The 17,877-nt window shown below is 58.6% G+C and carries 16 protein-coding genes and 2 tRNA genes; 9 read left to right on the plus strand and 9 right to left on the minus strand.

Annotation, left to right across the window (positions count from 1 at the left end; translation table 11 throughout):
• Positions 1–43: 43 nt before the first annotated feature.
• Both HB780_RS22360 and HB780_RS22365 read right to left on the minus strand, forming a co-directional pair.
• Positions 44–997, minus strand: a complete 954-nt coding sequence (locus HB780_RS22360; RefSeq protein WP_183696715.1) for a sugar-binding transcriptional regulator — start codon at positions 995–997, stop codon at positions 44–46.
• Between the two features lie 58 nt (positions 998–1,055).
• On the minus strand, positions 1,056–1,511 hold the full coding sequence (locus HB780_RS22365) for an RbsD/FucU family protein (protein ID WP_183696718.1): 456 nt from the start codon (positions 1,509–1,511) through the stop codon (positions 1,056–1,058).
• A gap of 231 nt (positions 1,512–1,742) precedes the next feature.
• On the opposite strand from HB780_RS22365, the gene HB780_RS22370 reads away from it, so the two are divergent.
• From HB780_RS22370 to HB780_RS22395, 6 genes are all read left to right on the plus strand, one after another.
• Positions 1,743–2,402 carry a response regulator transcription factor gene (locus HB780_RS22370; protein ID WP_183696721.1) on the plus strand — a complete coding sequence of 220 codons (660 nt, stop codon included), beginning with the start codon at positions 1,743–1,745 and terminating at the stop codon, positions 2,400–2,402.
• Complete coding sequence (locus HB780_RS22375) at positions 2,399–3,739, plus strand: ATP-binding protein (protein ID WP_183696723.1); 1,341 nt, start codon at positions 2,399–2,401, stop codon at positions 3,737–3,739. The genes HB780_RS22370 and HB780_RS22375 overlap by 4 nt, the downstream gene beginning before the upstream one ends.
• A gap of 92 nt (positions 3,740–3,831) precedes the next feature.
• Entirely contained in the window at positions 3,832–4,758 is a 927-nt protein-coding gene (locus HB780_RS22380) for an ROK family protein (RefSeq protein ID WP_183696727.1), read from the plus strand.
• Positions 4,748–5,458 (plus strand): copper homeostasis protein CutC, encoded by a 711-nt coding sequence (locus HB780_RS22385; RefSeq protein ID WP_183696730.1) that lies wholly within the window; start codon positions 4,748–4,750, stop codon positions 5,456–5,458. Before HB780_RS22380 ends, HB780_RS22385 begins: the two co-directional genes overlap by 11 nt.
• Before the next feature lie 139 nt (positions 5,459–5,597).
• A complete protein-coding gene (locus HB780_RS22390; RefSeq protein WP_183696732.1) occupies positions 5,598–6,485 on the plus strand; it encodes a DUF6030 family protein in 888 nt (295 codons plus the stop codon).
• A gap of 35 nt (positions 6,486–6,520) precedes the next feature.
• Positions 6,521–6,694: a hypothetical protein gene (locus HB780_RS22395; RefSeq protein ID WP_183696735.1), complete on the plus strand. Its 174-nt coding sequence runs from the start codon at positions 6,521–6,523 to the stop codon at positions 6,692–6,694.
• 12 nt (positions 6,695–6,706) lie between these two features.
• Here the strand turns inward: HB780_RS22395 and HB780_RS22400 are convergent, their stop codons facing one another.
• The 6 genes from HB780_RS22400 to HB780_RS22425 all read right to left on the minus strand — a co-directional run bounded on the left by HB780_RS22400 (position 6,707) and on the right by HB780_RS22425 (position 14,570).
• Positions 6,707–8,254 (minus strand): SpoVR family protein, encoded by a 1,548-nt coding sequence (locus HB780_RS22400; RefSeq protein WP_183696739.1) that lies wholly within the window; start codon positions 8,252–8,254, stop codon positions 6,707–6,709.
• A complete protein-coding gene (locus tag HB780_RS22405; protein ID WP_183696740.1) occupies positions 8,254–9,525 on the minus strand; it encodes a YeaH/YhbH family protein in 1,272 nt (423 codons plus the stop codon). Before HB780_RS22405 ends, HB780_RS22400 begins: the two co-directional genes overlap by 1 nt.
• Before the next feature lie 18 nt (positions 9,526–9,543).
• Positions 9,544–11,490 carry a PrkA family serine protein kinase gene (locus HB780_RS22410; RefSeq protein WP_183696743.1) on the minus strand — a complete coding sequence of 649 codons (1,947 nt, stop codon included), beginning with the start codon at positions 11,488–11,490 and terminating at the stop codon, positions 9,544–9,546.
• 525 nt (positions 11,491–12,015) lie between these two features.
• Positions 12,016–12,085 (minus strand) — tRNA-Phe (locus HB780_RS22415).
• A 218-nt stretch (positions 12,086–12,303) separates the two neighbouring features.
• Entirely contained in the window at positions 12,304–13,329 is a 1,026-nt protein-coding gene (locus HB780_RS22420) for an SAM-dependent methyltransferase (RefSeq protein WP_183696746.1), read from the minus strand.
• A gap of 1,173 nt (positions 13,330–14,502) precedes the next feature.
• Positions 14,503–14,570, minus strand: a tRNA-Phe gene (locus HB780_RS22425).
• A 108-nt stretch (positions 14,571–14,678) separates the two neighbouring features.
• Here HB780_RS22425 and HB780_RS22430 point away from each other — a divergent pair.
• The 3 genes from HB780_RS22430 to HB780_RS22440 all read left to right on the plus strand — a co-directional run bounded on the left by HB780_RS22430 (position 14,679) and on the right by HB780_RS22440 (position 16,352).
• The gene (locus HB780_RS22430; RefSeq protein ID WP_183696749.1) at positions 14,679–15,407 is read left to right on the plus strand and encodes a helix-turn-helix domain-containing protein; all 729 of its coding nucleotides are present in this window, start codon (positions 14,679–14,681) and stop codon (positions 15,405–15,407) included.
• 14 nt (positions 15,408–15,421) lie between these two features.
• Positions 15,422–15,898 carry a hypothetical protein gene (locus HB780_RS22435; RefSeq protein ID WP_183696752.1) on the plus strand — a complete coding sequence of 159 codons (477 nt, stop codon included), beginning with the start codon at positions 15,422–15,424 and terminating at the stop codon, positions 15,896–15,898.
• A 151-nt stretch (positions 15,899–16,049) separates the two neighbouring features.
• Positions 16,050–16,352 (plus strand): hypothetical protein, encoded by a 303-nt coding sequence (locus HB780_RS22440; RefSeq protein ID WP_183696755.1) that lies wholly within the window; start codon positions 16,050–16,052, stop codon positions 16,350–16,352.
• Here HB780_RS22440 and HB780_RS22445 read toward each other — a convergent pair.
• Entirely contained in the window at positions 16,315–17,604 is a 1,290-nt protein-coding gene (locus HB780_RS22445) for a trypsin-like peptidase domain-containing protein (protein ID WP_183697374.1), read from the minus strand. The two genes, HB780_RS22440 and HB780_RS22445, sit on opposite strands and share 38 nt — an antisense overlap.
• Positions 17,605–17,877 lie beyond the last annotated feature (273 nt).

Raw genomic sequence — 17,877 nt, forward strand, 5'->3', positions numbered from 1 at the left:
ACAGCCAGCTCATCCATTTGTTTTCATGATTATATTTTTTTGCTCAGCCCTTGAGCAGAAACTCAGCCGTCGCTTCGTCGGTGATCAAACCATTGATCTGATGACCGGTGACAGCGGCTTTGATCGCCTCGAACTTACGTTTGCCCTTGGCTATTCCGATGACGGAAGACGTATCGCGCGGCGGAATGGAGGCGCTGGCGACCCGATCATTGACGGCGTCCGACATCAGCTTTCCATCGCCGTCGAAAACCCAGCCGCAGATTTCGCCGGCAGCACCCCGCTTCATCAGCGCCGTCATCTCGTCCCTCTCGAGAAAGCCATCAAGGCAAAGCGGCGCATCGACGCCCAGCTCGCCGACACCGACGAAGGTCACGTCGGCCTGCGCGCTGATATCGAGCGTCGAGCGCACCAGCGCCTGCGCATGCAGCAGCTCGCGCTCTTCGGCCGAGGAGACGAGCACCGGCAGCGGCATGGGGTAGTGCCGCGCCTTGATCGCGTCGGCCATACTGAAAATGACGTTGTAATAGGCAGCCGATCCATCCGGACCGATATTGCCGGTCAACGACACGATGCGGTGCTGCGGACATTCGATCGCCGGCAGCTGATCGACCGCCGCCTTCAGCGTGCGGCCGGTGCCGATCGCCAATACGATCGGATCGCTGCGCTTCAGCCAGCGCTCGATTTCGGCAGCCCCCGCCTCGGCGATCCCCACCGTGGACGACGTCCCGTCGGGATCGCTCGGCACCACCTCGATATGTTTAAGCTTGAATTTTTCGCGCAGCGCCGCGCCATATTCGAGGCATGCGGCGATCGGGTGGTCCAGCCGCACCTTGATCAGCCGCTCGGCAACGGCCAGCGACACCAACCGCTGCGCCGACTGCCGGGAGATTCCCATGGCGCTGGCGATCTCGTCCTGCGTCCGCCCGGCCACATAATACAGCCAGCCAGCCCGCGCTGCGTCGTCAAGCCGCCCCTGGGAATCCAACTTCCTGGCCATCATAGTCCCTTGCGAAAACAGCGCCTCTTGCCCAGGTCGAACGACCTGGCGCGGTCGCTCATTCAGTTTCCGGCGGGATGACACCCTTGGTCAAGGTGAAACAACCATAGAAGCGGCGTTCGCCGGTCTGGATCACGCAATAGGCCTCTTTCGCCCTCTCGTAGAAGGCATAACGCTCGACCGGTACGAGCGGCCAGTGCTTGCCTTCGGCGCGATCGATCGCCGCCTGCACTTCGCCCTGGACCTTCGGCAATTCGTCGGGCGCGCCAACGACTTCCATGCGCGTCGCGGCATCGTCGATGAAGGTATCAAGCGGCATCAGCGACAGAAGCGCCTCGACGGCCTCGGCCGCCGACACGTTGTCGATCCTCAAAAGATGGCCGAGCATCGTCTGCTGCGCGATCGACTCGGCGGGGAAATTGGTGTCGACGACGACAAGCATGTCGCCATGCCCCATCGATGCCAGCGCGTGCAGCACATCCGCGTTCAACCGCGGCGAAATTCCCTTCAGCATGAAAGCCTCCTCCAGTGTTTAACCGGCGACGGCCCTGCCCTCGCCCTCTTCTCTTTGGGAGCAAACAAGTAATCGCGGTCACGATCTCTGTCCATAGGCGCCGTGAACGTTATCGGCCGGATAATCCCAAGATCAGAAAAGCGCTTCTCATCCTGGCTTATTTCAGCCTTTATTGACCAGATAGGTTCGGCGGCATTAACTGAAAGCGCAGGCGATGGTTGTGAGGCACAGGTGAGAGTTCTTCTGGTCGAAGACGATGAGACGATCGGCGGCGCGGTTCGCGACCATATCGCGGCAAGCGCCCATGCCGTCGACTGGGTGAAGAACCTCGCGGATGCGACGGAGGTCACCAGCGCCGTAAAGTACGGCCTGATCCTGCTTGACCTGCAGCTCCCCGACGGTGTCGGCATCGACTTCCTCAAGAAGCTGCGCCGCAAACCGGATGAGACGCCAGTGATCATCCTCACTGCCCGCGACCAGATTTCCGACCGCATCGAGGGATTGAACAGCGGCGCAGACGATTATCTCGTCAAGCCGTTCAACCTCGGCGAACTCTCCGCCCGCATCCTGGCGGTGGCCAGGCGCTACAGCGGCAGCCCGCAACCGACCATCCGCTTTGGCGATCTGGAGATCGATCAACCGCAACGGCGGGTCCGGCTGGATGGCAAGGACATCGTGCTCACCGGCCGCGAATGGGCCGTGCTCGACCTCCTGGTAACGCGACCGGGCGCAATCATTTCCAAGGATCAGATCGAGGAGGCGCTCTATGCCTTCGGTTCGGAAATCGAGAGCAACACGGTGGAGGTCTATGTCAGCCGCCTGCGCAAGAAGATCGGCAAGGACCGCATCCGCACCGCACGGGGCGTCGGCTATTGCCTGGGTGAAAGATGACGCTGCGCCCCACCAGCATCACCCGCCGCCTGATCGCGGCGCTGACCGGCACGGTCGTCCTCTTCTGGCTGATCGCAGTCGGCATAGGGGTCTATGTCGTAAACCACGAGCTCTCGGAGACCTTCGACGGCGCGCTGCAGGAAACCGCTGAACGGCTGATGCCGCTGGTGGTCGATGATCTCGCCAATCGTGATCCCTCGAGCGACCCGCAAAGCCTCGAGGAATTGAACAAGGGGCTGAACCGGGAATACCTGACCTATCAGGTGCTCGACGCCTCGGGCAAGGTCATCCTGCATTCGCACGACGCGCCGCCGGTGGCCTATGAGGTACCCCTGAAAATCGGCTTCCACAACACGCCGAAGTACCGGATCTACACCGAATCCTCGATGAACGGCACAATCTTCCTGCATGTCGCCGACGCCTTCAAAAACCGGCGGGAAGCGTCGCGCGAAAGCGGCGTCGCTCTGCTCTGGCCACTGCTCGCCCTCATCCCGGCCAGCATTCTCGCCATCTTGTTCGCCGTCGGTCGCTCACTGCGGCCAATCGACCGGTTGCGCTCGGACATCGCCACCAAGGACGGCGGCAACATGGTGCCCCTCGAAAGCGACACGCTGCCGCGCGAGCTCCAGCCAATCGCCCGCTCGGTGAACCTGTTGCTCGAGCGCCTGCGCTCTGCCCTTGAGGCCGAGCGGGAGTTCACCGCCAACAGCGCCCATGAACTGCGCACGCCGATCGCCGGCGCACTGGCCCAAACACAGCGCCTGATCGCCGAATTGCCGAAGGGGCCGCTTAGCGAACGTGCCGACCGGATCGAGACGTCGCTCTCCAATCTCGGACGGCTGGCGGAGAAGTTGCTGCAGCTCTCCCGCGCCCAGGCCGGCATTGGCACCAGCGACAAGCCCGTCGACCTGATGGCCGTCATCGAAACCATCATCGGCGACTACGACCGGGACACCGCCACCGCCGGCCGCATCCTTCTGGAAAGCAGTCCGGACGAGAGGCTGATCCGCAACGTCGATATCGATGCTTTCGCCATCGTCCTGCGCAACCTGATCGAAAACGCACTGATCCATGGCCCGACGGACGACGAAGTGATCGTCAAGGTCGATGGCGACGTCATTCGTATCCTGAACGGTGGCCATGTGCTTTCCGTGGAAGAACTGGCCGGCTTGAAAAAGCGTTTCCAGCGCGGCAAGACGAAGGCCTCCGGTTCCGGCCTCGGCCTTGCCATCGCTGAACGCATCGTCGGACAGATCGGCGGACGTCTGGATCTCCTGTCGCCCGCCGCCGGCCAGGCGGATGGCTTCGAAGCCCGGATCACCTTGCCTTCGGCCTGACGGCGTCTCGGCGGATGGCGGCTCTTATTGGCCTTGCAAAGAACGGCAAAGGGTGCGAGCAAGTGCCGCATGTTTCCTGCAGGTCAAGTTTTATGATCGTTTCCTTCGACATCGGCGGTACCGCCATCAAGGGCGGCATCGCCCGCTCCGTGACGGATATCACCCCGCTTGTCCGGCGCCCGACCCCGAAAGATGATTTCGGTGAGTTCGTCGCGGCCTTGCGCGACGTCATCACTGAGGCCGGCGAGAGGCCGGACTGCCTCTCCTTTTCCATCGCCGGCGTTGTCGACCCCGACAACCAGGCACTGATCTGCGCCAACATTCCCTGTATCCACGGCCGCCGTCTCGCGGTCGAACTGGAAGCTGAACTCGGCTATCCCGTCCTGATCGCCAACGATGCCGATTGCTTCGCCATGGCGGAGGCCATGTCCGGCGCCGGTCGCGGCCATCGCATCGTCCTTGGCGCCATTCTCGGCACCGGCGTCGGTGGCGGTCTGGTGGCGGACGGCCGCCTCGTCAACGCCGCCGGCGGTTTTGCCGGCGAGTGGGGCCACGGCCCGATCATCGCTTCCTTCGCCGGCAATCCGCCGGTCGCCATCCCCGCCTATACCTGCGGCTGCGGCCAGAAGGGCTGCGTCGATACCGTCGGCGGTGCCCGTGGCATCGAGCGCCTGCACAAGACTCTGCACGGCCTGGAGTTTTCCAGCGAAGAGATCATCGGCCAATGGCTGGAGGGCGATGCCAATGCGGCGCGAACGATCGACGTCCTCGTCGATCTCGTCGCCTCGCCGCTGGCGCTGACCGTCAATATCACCGGCGCCACCATCGTTCCCGTCGGCGGCGGCCTTTCCAATGTCGAACCGCTGCTGGAGCGGCTGGATGCGGCGGTGCGCACCCGCATCCTGCGCAGATTCGACCGCCCGCTCGTCGTGCCGAGCGAATGCAAGGTCGAGCCCGGCCTGATCGGCGCTGCCCTGCTGGGGCTGAAATTTGCCGAGGAGCGGAACCATGCTGCTTGAGGTCTGCGTCGAGGATATCGCCGGCCTTGCCGCCGCCATCGCCGGCGGCGCCGATCGCATCGAGCTTTGCAGTGCGCTTGCCGTCGGCGGCCTGACGCCAAGCGCCGGACTGATGACGGCCGCAGCCCTTGCGCCCATCCCCGCCTACGCCATGATCCGCCCGCGCGCCGGCGGTTTCGTCTATTCCGCCGATGAGCTTGCCGTGATGAAGGGCGATATCGACGCCGCCCAGCGGGCAGGCCTTGCCGGCGTCGTACTCGGCGCCTCGCTACCGGATGGCCGCCTCGATCACGAAATGCTCGGCGCACTCGTCACCCATGCCAAAGGCCTCGGCAAGACATTGCACCGCGCTTTCGATCTCGTTCCCGATGTCGAGGAAGCGGTAGAACTCGCCATCTCCCTCGGCTTCGAGCGCATCCTGACCTCGGGCTGCGCGAAAACGGCCCTGGAGGGCGTTACCGTCCTCGAACAGGCAATCACCGTCGCCGCCAGCCGCATCTCGATCATGCCCGGTTCGGGCGTCAATATCGGGACCATCGGCGCGCTATGGCCGCGACTGGCGATCGGCGAAGTGCATGCTTCCTGTTCCGTCGCCGAGCCGGAGACGGATGAACGCCTGCTCGCCTTCGGTTTTTCCGCACCGTCCATGCGCCGCACGGACGCCGTAACCGTCAGGGCGCTCAAGGCGCATTTCGCCTGAACGGCAACTGCGAATTGACAAAGAAACGGTAGAATGATCAATCGTTCATAAACGTATATTCTGTAGCTATAGCTCGGCTGTGGAATGCCAAGCCATTGCAGTTAAGCAGGTTTCCTCGGAGTAGCTGTAGATCTCAACCATGTCGGTGGCGCCACCTCGCAAAAAAAGCAGGGCTGTCTTCTGGATTGCGGCGATCGTCATCGGCTCGATCATTTTGGCGACGGCGCTTCTTGCCAACGACATGCGCAATCTCAAGGCGCTCGATACCCGTTATCATCTGAATCTGTTCAGTCAGCCGATGCATCCGCCATCAGTCCCTGCGACAGCCATAGCCGCCCCACAAGCCACCAACGTCACCCATCCCACAGCAACACCGGTCACAACACCAGCACCGGCGCCCGCTAAGCCCATCAAAGTGACACAGGCCACACAGACGGGGAAACCGGCGCATGCCCATTCTTCGTCCCATATATTCGATCCCCCCGTCGATGCCCTGCGCGGCGCCTTCCTGCGAAGCTGGCGAATATCGGGCCAGACGCTCTGCGCCAATCTGACGAAATTCGGCCTGCCAGTCGGAGAATGGAAGCAAAGCGTGCTGGGCGTCGGCACATTCGAATGCAGCCACCAGATCCAGAAGGGCGACTTCGGAAACCCGAATGCGGCATCATTCTTCGTCATTGCCCGCGGCACGCCAACCGGTGATCTCGACAACATCCGCATCAAGGTGATCATGCCCGACAATGCCGACGGCCGCGCCATCGGCGAGACCTTCATCGACGCCATGGTCATGCTACTAACGGAAACCCACTGGCTCGACTTCCAGACGGCGCTCGACGCGATCGGCAGACTGCAAGATGTGACGCAAGAGCATTTCGGCGCGAAGCTCAGCTTTTTCCGCGAATTCCAGAATGACAGGAACTTCAACCTTCAACTGGAACTACGCAGGACGACGCCGGAACAGATCCGCACGGCAATCGTCTTCGACAAGGCGCGATGGACGCTCCGGTCGGACCTGCCGGGTAACTAGCAAGTGGCCCGCGAGAATTCTCCGCCAAACGTGCGGTGAAGTGCCTCCATTGTGCCGGTTTCACCCTCATCGCGCTGGAGACGCCGCACTGGGTCATCGTCGTCTATGCGTTCATCTTCAGCCAGGTCACGCTGGACGGCTCGCCGCTAACGCCGGAAGATGACAGGCAGGTCAGCGGTCATTACCGCCAGTCGAAGGAAGCGATGTAAGGACAGGACCGGTCACGCTGCAACCGATGACAAGCGCGGATGGGTAAGATGCTCGCGCAGCACCAGCCCGGTGCTGTCGACCTCCTGCATCAACACATCATAACTCCAGAGATCGGCGAGGTGCTGCAGCACACGCTTGGCGTCGGCATCCTCCAGAAAGCCGCCGTTCAGCACGGTATGCTTGACCAGCAGCCTGCGGTCGCCTGCGAGATCGACATCGACGATCTCTATATGTGGATCGATCCAGCCGACATCATATTGCCGCGCCAGCTCGCGTCGGATGCGGCGATAGCCGCGCTCGTCGTGGATCGCCGCCACCCGAAGCCCCTCCTCCTCTTGCGGATCGTCGGTGAGGTGGAACATGCGCATCTGGCGCATCAGGTGCGGGCTGAGAAACTGCGACACGAAGCTTTCATCGCGATAGTTGGCCCAGAGATCGCGCAGGACCGCCATGGCGTCGCCGGTGCCGGCAATCTCCGGGAACCATAGCCGATCCTCTTCCTTCGGCTTGGTGACGATCCGCTCGATGTCCTGCATCATTGCAAAGCCAAGCGCATAAGGGTTGAGGCCGGAATAGCGCTGATCGTTGAAGGTCGGCTGGAAGACGACATTGGTGTGGGACTTCAGGAATTCGAGAAAATCGCCGTCGCCGATGCCGCCAAGCTCGTGCAGCCGCGTCATGATGCGGTAGTGCACATAGGTCGCCGTGCCCTCGTTCATCACCTTGGTCTGGCTTTGCGGATAGAAATACTGGGCAACATGCCGGACGATGCGCAGGATTTCCCGCTGCCAGGGCTTCAGGCGCGGCGCCATCTTTTCGAGGAAATAAAGAACATTCTCCTGCGGCAGGCCGGCAATCGCACGCCGGCGCTCCAGGTCGAGGTCGGGCATGACCTTACCCTTGCCGACCGGAACCGTGCGCCAGAGATCGTTGAAGATCCGCTCGTCATATTCGCGGCGTTCGCGCTCGCGCGTTTCTTCTTCGCGCAGGCTCGGCGTCTTCCTGCCGGCATAGCGATGGACGCCATGCGACATCAGCGCATGCGCGGCATCCAGCGTCCGCTCGACGGCGGCGTGGCCGTAGCGCTCCTCGCAGCGGGTAATATAGCCCTTGGCGAAGTTCAGATATTCGAGAATGCCCTCGGCATCCGTCCAGAGCTTGAACAGGTAATTGTTCTTGAAGAAGTGATTGTGACCAAAGGCGGCGTGCGCAATCACCAGCGCCTGCATCGTCGCCGTATTCTCTTCCATGAGATAGGAGATGCAGGGCGAGCTGTTGATGACGATCTCATAAGCAAGTCCGCGCAGGCCCTTGCGATAGAAAGCCTCGTGATGGGCGAAATGCTTTCCGAAGGACCAGTGCTTGTAGAATAGCGGCATGCCGATCGAGGAATAGACATCGAGCATCTGCTCGGCCGTAATGATCTCGATCTGATTGGGATAGACGTCGAGGCCAAGCTCGTCGATGGCTATCCGCTGGCAGGCATCGTGGATCCGCTGGATGGTGGAGAAATCCCAGTCCGCACCGTCGAAAAGCCGTTCCATCGATGCTTTCGCCATTATCCGCTCCTTGTTTCCGCCGCCCGCCGCTGAAAGAGATCATGGAAGACCGGGTAGATCTGACTTCGATCGCTGACCCGCCGCATCGACAGCACCGGCCAACCCGCCTGAATACGCTCATAGAGCGACCACAACGCCGAGCCGGAAGAGATCGCGACGCTCCGCGCCTCGCCCACTTCCAGATAGGCGAAATACTGGCTGACCGGCAGGATGGCGTCGGTGAGCAGCGCCGCCGCCGTCGCATTGTCCGAATAGGCGTTGTCGCCGTCCGAGGCCTGCGCGGCATAGATGTTCCAGTCAGACGGCGGGAACCGGTCCTGAAGGATCCGCCGCATGGCTTCAAGCGCGCTCGACACCTGCGTGCCACCGGTCGCCGGGCTGCGGAAGAATGTCTCTTCGTCCACCTCCTCGGCCACATCCGTATGACGGATGAAGACGATCTCGACGCGGCGATACTGCCGGGTCAGGAAGATGTAGAGCAGCATGTAGAAGCGCTTGGCGAGATCCTTCATATGTTCCGACATCGAGCCGGAAACGTCCATCAGGCAGAACATCACCGCCTGCGCCACTGGCTTCGGCTCATTCTCGAAACGGCGATAGCGAATATCGATCGGATCGATATAGGGAATGCGCCGGACCTTCGATTCCAGCAACTTGATCTCAGCTTCGAGCGCGGCTCGGCGCTCGTCGTCCTTGCATTCGGCAGCTTCGGCGGCGAGCTTGGCGACCGTTTCCGGTTTTGGGCGATGCAGTGCCACGCGCCGCATCATTGCCAGCCGCATGGTGCGGTTGATGGCAAGATTGGCAGGCGACCCCGTCACCGAATAACCGGAGCGTACCGGATTGATCTGGTCGGCCGACACCAGACGCTTCTTGGCGAGATCGGGTAGCTCGAGATCATCGAGGAAAAGATCGAGGAATTCATCGCGCGTCAGGATGAAGCGGAAAGCATCTTCACCGCTGCCCTCGCCGCCGGCTTTCGGCTTGCCGCCGCCGCTGTCCGGCCGCGGAAGGATATCGCCTTCCAGGAATTCCTTGTTGCCGGGGAGAATATGCTCCCGCAGGCCCTCAGGGCCGCGATGGAACCGAGGCTCCTCGGTTCCATCTAGGGGAATGCTGATCTCGCCACCCTTCAGGATGTCCTGAATGTCGCGATTTTGAGAGGATTCATAGACCGCTCTCTGCACCAGCGCTTTTGCTCTTCGCAAAAACCGTTGACGATTTTCTAGACTTTTACCGCCTGGGTTCAGGCGTCGGTCAACAATGTGCATTCCTTCTTCCTTGGTGGCTCATCCCGCCTGTTTCACACGCATGTACCATTCCACAAGCCGCCGAACCTGACGCTCGGTATAGCCGCGCGCCATCATGCGTTCGACGAATTCGCCATGTTTCTTTTCCGAGTCGCCGTCCTTCTTGGACCCGAACGAAATGACCGGAAGGAGATCCTCGACCTGGGAGAACATCCGCTTCTCGATGACTTCGCGGATCTTCTCGTAACTCGTCCAGGACGGGTTCTTGCCGACATGGCCCGCCCGCGCCCGCAAGCAGAACTTGACGATCTCGTTGCGGAAATCCTTCGGATTGGCGATGCCCGCCGGCTTCTCGATCTTGGTCAATTCCTGGTTGAGTAGCTCTCGATCCAGAAGCTGGCCGGTATCGGGATCCTTGAAATCGACATCCTCGATCCAGGCGTCGGCATAGTCGACATAACGGTCAAAGAGATTCTGGCCGTAATCCGCATAGGATTCCAGATAGGCCTTCTGGATTTCATGTCCGATAAATTCCGCATAACGCGGCCCGAGTTCGCTCTTGATGAACTCGATATAGAGCTTCTCGGTTTCAAGTGGCAGTTGCTCGCGGCGGATCGACTGCTCCAGCATGTACATCAGATGCACCGGATCGGCGCCGATCTCCGTCGTATCGTAATTGAAGGCCGCCGCCAGCACCTTGAAGGCGAAACGGGTAGACGCCCCGTCCATGCCTTCGTCGACACCGGCCGAATCACGATATTCCTGCACGCTGCGCGCTCTCGGATCGGTCTCCTTCAGGCTTTCGCCATCATAGACCCGAAGCTTGGAGAAGGCCGTCGAATTCTCGTGCTTGGCAAGTCTCGTCAGAACCGTGAAGCGGGCGAGCGTCTCCAGCGTGTACGGTGCGCAAGGCGCATCGCTAAGCTCGGATTCCTCGATCAGCTTCTCGTAGATCTTCTGCTCTTCGGTCACCCGCAGGCAATAAGGCACCTTGACGACGCAGATGCGGTCAATGAAGGCCTCATTGTTCTTGTTGGCCTTGAAAGTCTGCCATTCAGACTCGTTCGAGTGCGCGAGAATAATGCCGGAGAAGGGAATGGCGCCGATATTCTCGGTGCCGATATAATTGCTTTCCTGCGTCGCCGTCAGCAGCGGATGCAGCATCTTGATCGGCGCCTTGAACATCTCGACGAATTCGAGAATGCCCTGGTTGGCGCGGTTCAGCGCGCCGGAATAGCTGTAGGCGTCGGGATCGTTCTGCGCCAGGCTTTCGAGCTTCCGGATATCGACCTTGCCGACCAGCGAGGAAATGTCCTGGTTGTTTTCATCGCCCGGCTCGGTCTTGGCGATGCCGATCTGTCGCAGCCTGGATGGCTGAATGCGCACGACGCGGAAGCGGGAAATATCGCCTTCGAACTCTTCCAGCCGCTTTAGGCACCATGGGCTCATCAGCCCGGTCAGGCGACGGCGTGGAATGCCGTAGCGCTCCTCGATCATCGGCCCCATGGTGACGGGGTCAAAGAGGCTGAGAGGGCTTTCGAACACCGGACTGAGTTCATTGCCGGCCTTCAACACATAGATGGGGTGAACCTCCATCAATGATTTCAACCGTTCGGCAAGCGAGGACTTACCTCCGCCGACGGGCCCGAGCAGATAGACGATCTGCTTGCGCTCCTCCAAGCCCTGCGCCGCATGGCGGAAGAAGGCAACGATACGCTCGATCGTCTCTTCCATGCCGAAGAAGCCGGCAAAGGCTGGATAAGTCCGGATCGTCCGGTTCATGAAGATACGCCCAAGACGTGTATCCTTGGCCGTATCGATCAGCAGCGGCTCACCCATCGCGGCCAGCAGGCGCTCCGACGCATTCGCGTACATGAGCGGATCATCCCGGCACGCATCCAGGTATTCAGAGAATGACATCTCGACTTCGCGCCGTGCTTCGAAAGAACGGGCGAACGTGTTGAACAGTACATCATTGTTTGACATGGCGCCTCGTTAGCTTGCTATTGCAATAAACGTGGACTTAGCGAGACACTTTCCCGCTAGTATCTAAGGTGCGGTAATAGTCGCTTCGAATCAATAGGTGACCCTGCAATAATTCGTACGCTTGATTGCAGCGACCATCAATATCTTGAAAGGTTCTTTCACCGGAATTAATTTTGATTTCACCCAAAGTTGAATGAATTTTATGAATTCCATCAATAAGGGCATGCGCCAGATCGCGAAACCCGCGAATCCAGATTCACCCATCCGGCCGGCCTGGGTCGTGACATCCCGATTGAAACAATGGGAAATTCGGGACGAAGCATACCAGCAGGCACATAGACCACCGCCTCTACCCTCGGCCATCATGCACACCTATTGCGATCCTGTCCGGCACTCTCGCCCGCCACAATCATCAAACAACATCCAGTGCGTCACAGAGGCTCAAATAATCCGGACCGAACAGGCGGGAAGCCACGATCAAATTCGCCGTGCGTCTGAAAATTCTTGTGATTTTCTCGAGAGGGGTGGTGCCCAGAGCCGGAATCGAACCAGCGACACGCGGATTTTCAATCCAACATTAGCCAATGACAAGTATATAGTTTTCGGCTTCATGCCGCACTATGCCAGCGACAACGCAGGCCAATACTTAGACCAGCGCCACGTTCAAGTTGCGGTTTTACAATGCTTCGGGGGTCGCGCTCACATCTCCGGTCGTACAGTATTACTATCGCGCCAGTTCACAATTGATAAAATGGAATTTTGGCCATTGGCGCATCCAAAAGGTGCTGCGACACTCTGCTAGCCGACTGCGCTTTAACACCTACGTGTGACAACGAGACCGATCGAGGTACAAGCGAATTCGCCCACTTGGAGGCGCATATGCGGCTCGGAGTGGTAGGGCGGCAGGTCAATGTAGCCATCTACCAGCGTTCCGCCGGGGTCGAAGTTGACCGGCGCAACGTTATGCCCGGACTTCTCCAAGCGTCCGATAAGGTGTTCGATATCGCGGCGGCGATAGAGGCAGAGATCGCGGTTTTCGACTGTCCGTTCGTTCGATGACAGGTTGTACTCGGTAGTATGTACTGCAATACCGCCCGGCTTTAACGTCTCTAGGGAATTCTCGATGAAGCGGAGACCGTGTTCCAGGGAGCCCAGATGTTCGAGGCTACATGTTGACCAGCAAAAATCGAACTCACCGTTCAGCTCCACATCGATGGCGTTCATGTCCATCGGCTTGAAGCTGACACGCTCATAAAATATTTCTCGAGGGCAGATATCGCGCACGAGAAGCTGATCTAGGTTAGCGGCATGCATGCCACCTTTGATCCAACCGCCTTCTACGGCAGTTTCTGCGGCCTGATCCGTGGTCAGAATATGGCACCCCATCTTGGCAAAGAGTGCCGGAAGCGGCTCGATCCCAACTCCAAAGGAGAGGCCTCTCCGGCCGGGCTGCAAAAGCCCGCGCTCGAAGACTGACTGTGCGATGAAAAAGTATTCCCACCATTTACGGTGCAGAGCGGGCTCCAGTTGCATCTGATCGCACCAATAGCGGTAGTTGTCAGATGCTAACTCCCTCTGGCGGCAGAGACCAGCCGGCATCCCCATGACAATGGGTTTGGTCGGAATGAAGGAATGATCACCAACGAGCTGAGCATAGGTCAGCTTTTCTGTGAGTTGGGAGTGTGTCGCCTGAGGATCGCGTAAAGCCTCCCTCAGGCCGCTAATTTCTGCGCTAAGTAGCTCGTTTTCTGAACGCAATCCGTCACGCTGCGCGATGAGCTTTTCCCGGTCCTCCCAAAGGCGGCGGATCGGCGGAACGAATAATGCAAGCTTTTTCACGAGTAGTCCCCACTCTCCAATGCACGCAGTGCGCTATGGCATCGATACGCCATCAGATGAATGTCAGCAATATAATTTAACATTCCTCGCGCAATGATTGCTGCGTTATCTACAGCTCAATCATCGAGAGGAAATAAAAAGGGCCACGCGAAACTCTTCACGATAGCACGCACCTCTCTCGCCGGTCTACCAAGGAAAGTCCCGTAAAACCGAACGCGTCCCAAGCCAGACGCGGAACGACTACAGCAGTATTGTCCATTTTCTGGAGCAGGTTATCTAAGATTGTGTCCGGATGGTGGAGGCGGCGGGATCAGGTTCCCCCGAGCGTTTTTCTACAGAATCGCTTTCAGAAACCCTTTGTAGGAGTGGGATTTCCAAAGAAATTTCTAGCAACTACATGACACCGCTTTTTTGATATTCCTTGAAATCGACCCACCTCTTCGAAGTATGTAGTTCGTCACGGCTCCATCCGACAAGCGGTCATCACCCGTCATTTCTACCATTATGAATACTTTTGGCACTAAATTCCCCACTACAATAAATTATTTCAATATAATTTACAGCCACTATAGAAATTCTCAAAATATAGATTCCATAGAATCTAGAATATATTACTTCTGTAATGCAAATATTTATTGTCGTCTTTATTATTTATTTTCTTCGTGAAGAGATTGAGATAATGCGGAAGATGAAATATAATATTACTTAATTATTTAAGAAAATTTTCGGTGGCCTGCTTTAAAGCCGGATTCGATATAGAAGCTACACAAATGTCGATGGGGTGAGCTCGCCTCTGGGTTACATTACAAAGTAGTCGAGAAACTTCAGTGGCTGATCATCATCGTCCCAGTTCTTTGGTTCGTCCGGCACAGGTCCCTTCAAGAATTCATCCGCAGTCTGTTGATTGGGCTGAATTGTGGCCACACAAGCTTTCGGAGATCAATCTGAACAATGGAATTCGTTGCCTTGGCGGCTCGAAAGATTCGCGGCAGACCTGCCTGTCTTATAGTAGGTATCTGTCCCAGAGCGCCTGCCAGATCGCAACATGTCGCATGGATCTGCCGATACCCTATTGAAGCCATTGGAAATGCTGGAGAGTGACTTGCGACATGATAAAGACAAAAACGAAGGTCGCGAGATCATATAAGACATTGATTTTCTTGTGGATTAGAATGGTGCCCAGAGCCGGAATCGAACCAGCGACACGCGGATTTTCAATCCCCGCCTATTCATTCAAAAACAGCACGTTACAAAAATAATTGTGTCAAACCCAAGCGCGGAGATCAAGCGCTTAGCGGCCGTTTGTCAAACTATCTTGCTGGCACCCGGCTTGAGCTTGGGGCATAGCAATGACGCAGTATCAAGCATCCGCCGCGCTGCTGCGCACACGCGTTCTCTCGCGCTCATACGACGAGCGAGACCGGTTCTTTGAGACCGGAGAGGGTACGAAGCCCGCGAGCAAGGCATATGAAAAGCAATCATCCGCACGAGCGGCTGAGCGCGTCGTAGCGAAGGCCCGGCGCCGTCCGCTCACCAGCGAACAGCGCTCCAAGGAAATCCAACGTCGCCGCAAATGGGCGAGTGCCGGCAACATGCCGCCGGAGATCCGCGCCTGCTATTCCGAGGCAGAACGCGCCGCCCTCGGCGTCATCGCGGATCGTTGCCGCAAGAAGGGCTTCTGCGATCTCTGCCTCGACGAAATCGCCCGCGTGGCCGGTGTCGGGCGCACGTCGGTGCAGAACGCCATTCGCAAGGCCCGTTCGAAGGGCGTTGAGCATATCTCAGTTCGAGAGCGCCCGCAGCGGTTCGGCAAGAACCTTACCAACATCATCAAGATTGTTTCGCTGTCGTGGCGCGGCTGGATCGTGCGGGCCATAGGGTTCAAAGGTTTGAGCACTTCAGTGACTCAAATAAAAACCTCTCCTTCAGAGTGTGCGGAAACTGAAAAATCGGTTTTTGAGAAGGAGTATGCGGCTTCCGTCCATGAGCCCTCAAATCGACCGCTCACCTGGCAGGCACGGCCCGCTGAGAAGTGGTCGCACTACTGGCGCACCTCGACCCTAGCCACCGGCTCATGACTGAGAGCACGGGCATGGCCGAACTGGATAAGAACACAATCAAAAGGCTGAGCAAGCTTCTACCGATGCTGACCAGCGATCAGCCGGGAGAAGTCACCGCGACCGTGGCCGCGATCTTGCGTGCTTTGAACAGCGCGGACGCTTCGATACACGATCTCGTCGCGGCACTGGGCAAACAGCAAAAGCCACGTGTGATTGAACGCATCGTCTATCGTGACCGTGTCGTCGTGGAAGAGAGGATCGTTTACCGCGACCGAGCGCCAGCACCCAAGGACGTTGCCGGCGCGGCTATGTCAGCTGATGACGTGTCGAAGGCGGCACGGACGCTGCTTGCAGATGCCTTCCTGCATGATCGCGAGCGCGACTTCGTTTGCAACATGCTGGCGCGGGCCGAACGAGAGGGCGAACGGTTCTCGATCACGTCGAAGCAATCCGTCTGGCTTCGGGAGCTGACGGTTCGTCATCGCGAGATGGAGGCCGGCCGTGGCTGACACCCTCCCCCATTCAGGGACCGTATGAGCAGAAACATCCCCGGACGGGCCTGGGGGACTGCGGGATTTCACCAGTTGCACCCTTCGCAACCGGTACACGGATACACGTGTGCACACGTGTTTTATGCACGCGTTTGCACGGGTGGCGACCGTGAACAAATCAGGCAACGACCCGACAGTGACGCTGCGTTGGATGGGGCAGATCGCACAGCATGTGGCGGCTGATCGTCCTCTGCCTTGTCACCTCTCGCTGTTCCTGCTGCAAGGGCTTTCGCCCTTCCTCGAAACCGCTGGCGAAGTCTCGGTGGATCAGGCTTTCGGAACGCGCCGCCACGGCAGTATCGTTGCGGAACATAACCGGATATCGGCGAGCCTCGCCGAAAAGCAGTGGCGGCCCGCCATTCGCTGGCATGCCATTAGTCGCAGCAGACCTTCCGGACATAGGTGTTCCTAAGCGTGACGATTGCGTCCTTGGCAATCAAGCCATGGGCCTTCAGGGCATTGGAGAGGTCTTTTGCTTCCCGCTCGTCGTAAATGTCATGCAGCGTCACCGCAATCCAGCCGTTGGCCGCCAGATGCGCTGCCAAGGGAACCGATGATTGCTTAACAAAGGCCCGAGCCTCATCCAGTGCTCGGAAGCTCCTGACTTGGACAAACCGTCCATCGCCAGGCGGCTCCTCGAACTGGCTCACACGGACCCATGAATAGTGCATGTATCCCGTGGATGCTCCAACCGAGACCCAATACCAGTCACCATCCGTCTCGAGCACTTGCACAGGGCTTCCATTGATTGCCTGTCCTATGGTTTTCGAGTCACCATTCGCGGCGGCCTTGATAGGAGCCGTCCCCTTTGGATGCCGTACGGCTCCGGTTCGTGCTCGTGGCACGTCGAGTGAAGGTTCTCCCCTTGCTTCGGTGCTGGCGGGTTGTTCCGCGGGAGGAGATGGCGGTTGGTTGGTGACGCCGTTGGCGCCATCAGACGAGGTTGCCGATGCCTGCGCTTCCAATTTGGCATAGCAGAGGATCTGGAAGACCGACGGCGTTATCTTGTCGGCGAGATCGGCGGTCGAAATGGGCTGCTCGTCGGCCGCCTTATCGCCTGACTGATCAGCGACACTCTGCGACTGCATGAACAAATCGGCTACCGATGCCCGGATGGCGAAGTTGACGTTCTGCGCAGTGATGCCCATCTCGTCTGCCGTCTCCTTCGACAACGTCGCGCTTGTGATACCAAGAAGGAAACCGTCCCGATCCACGACAGGGCCGCCAGAATTGCCCGGCTGGATCGGGGTCGAAATCTGGATATAGCGGGTGTCGTTCAGTATCCCTGCAAGCGCGTTCACATTTCCGGTCGTCACTTTCACTGAATCGGCAAGCAATGTCGCTAACGGAAAGCCTATTGCGACGATGTCCTCGCCCAATCTTATTGGCGACTTGCGGAATACCATGGGCTTGAGAGGCGCCGGCGCCGAAATCTTCACCAAAGCCAGATCGTTGACAGCATCGATCCGGGGATTGGACGCATCACCCTTTCCTTTCACCTCAACGCGCTTGCAGTCCTTCACGACGTGGGCGTTGGTCAGGAGCCACCCATCCGATGTAACGGCAAACCCGGTCCCCGACGAAGTTGGATCGTCGGCAAGACAATTGGAAGCGATAACTGTGGACAAGCCGGCAGCGAGAAGTACGCGATACAGGACAGACATCTGAAGTTCCCCATGCGAGTGGAGACTAGAATTTCCGACACATCCCACGCAACCTCATATTGCAACGATCATTAACGCCGGGACTTCCATGTCTCTAGGCTGCCTTAGACCGACAGGTTCCAATCTTGCGAGCCAAAGGCAAAGGCATATCCCGGAGCTGACCCCATTCGTCAAAAAACTGATCGCTAATCCACGGTTTGCAGCGCCGAAGATCAGCGCAGCTAAGCGGCTTACTGTCGCGGAGACGCTTTTCTTGATGAGGATTGAACCACA

This window comes from Rhizobium lusitanum, assembly GCF_014189535.1.
GTDB classification, from domain to species: domain Bacteria; phylum Pseudomonadota; class Alphaproteobacteria; order Rhizobiales; family Rhizobiaceae; genus Rhizobium; species Rhizobium lusitanum_C.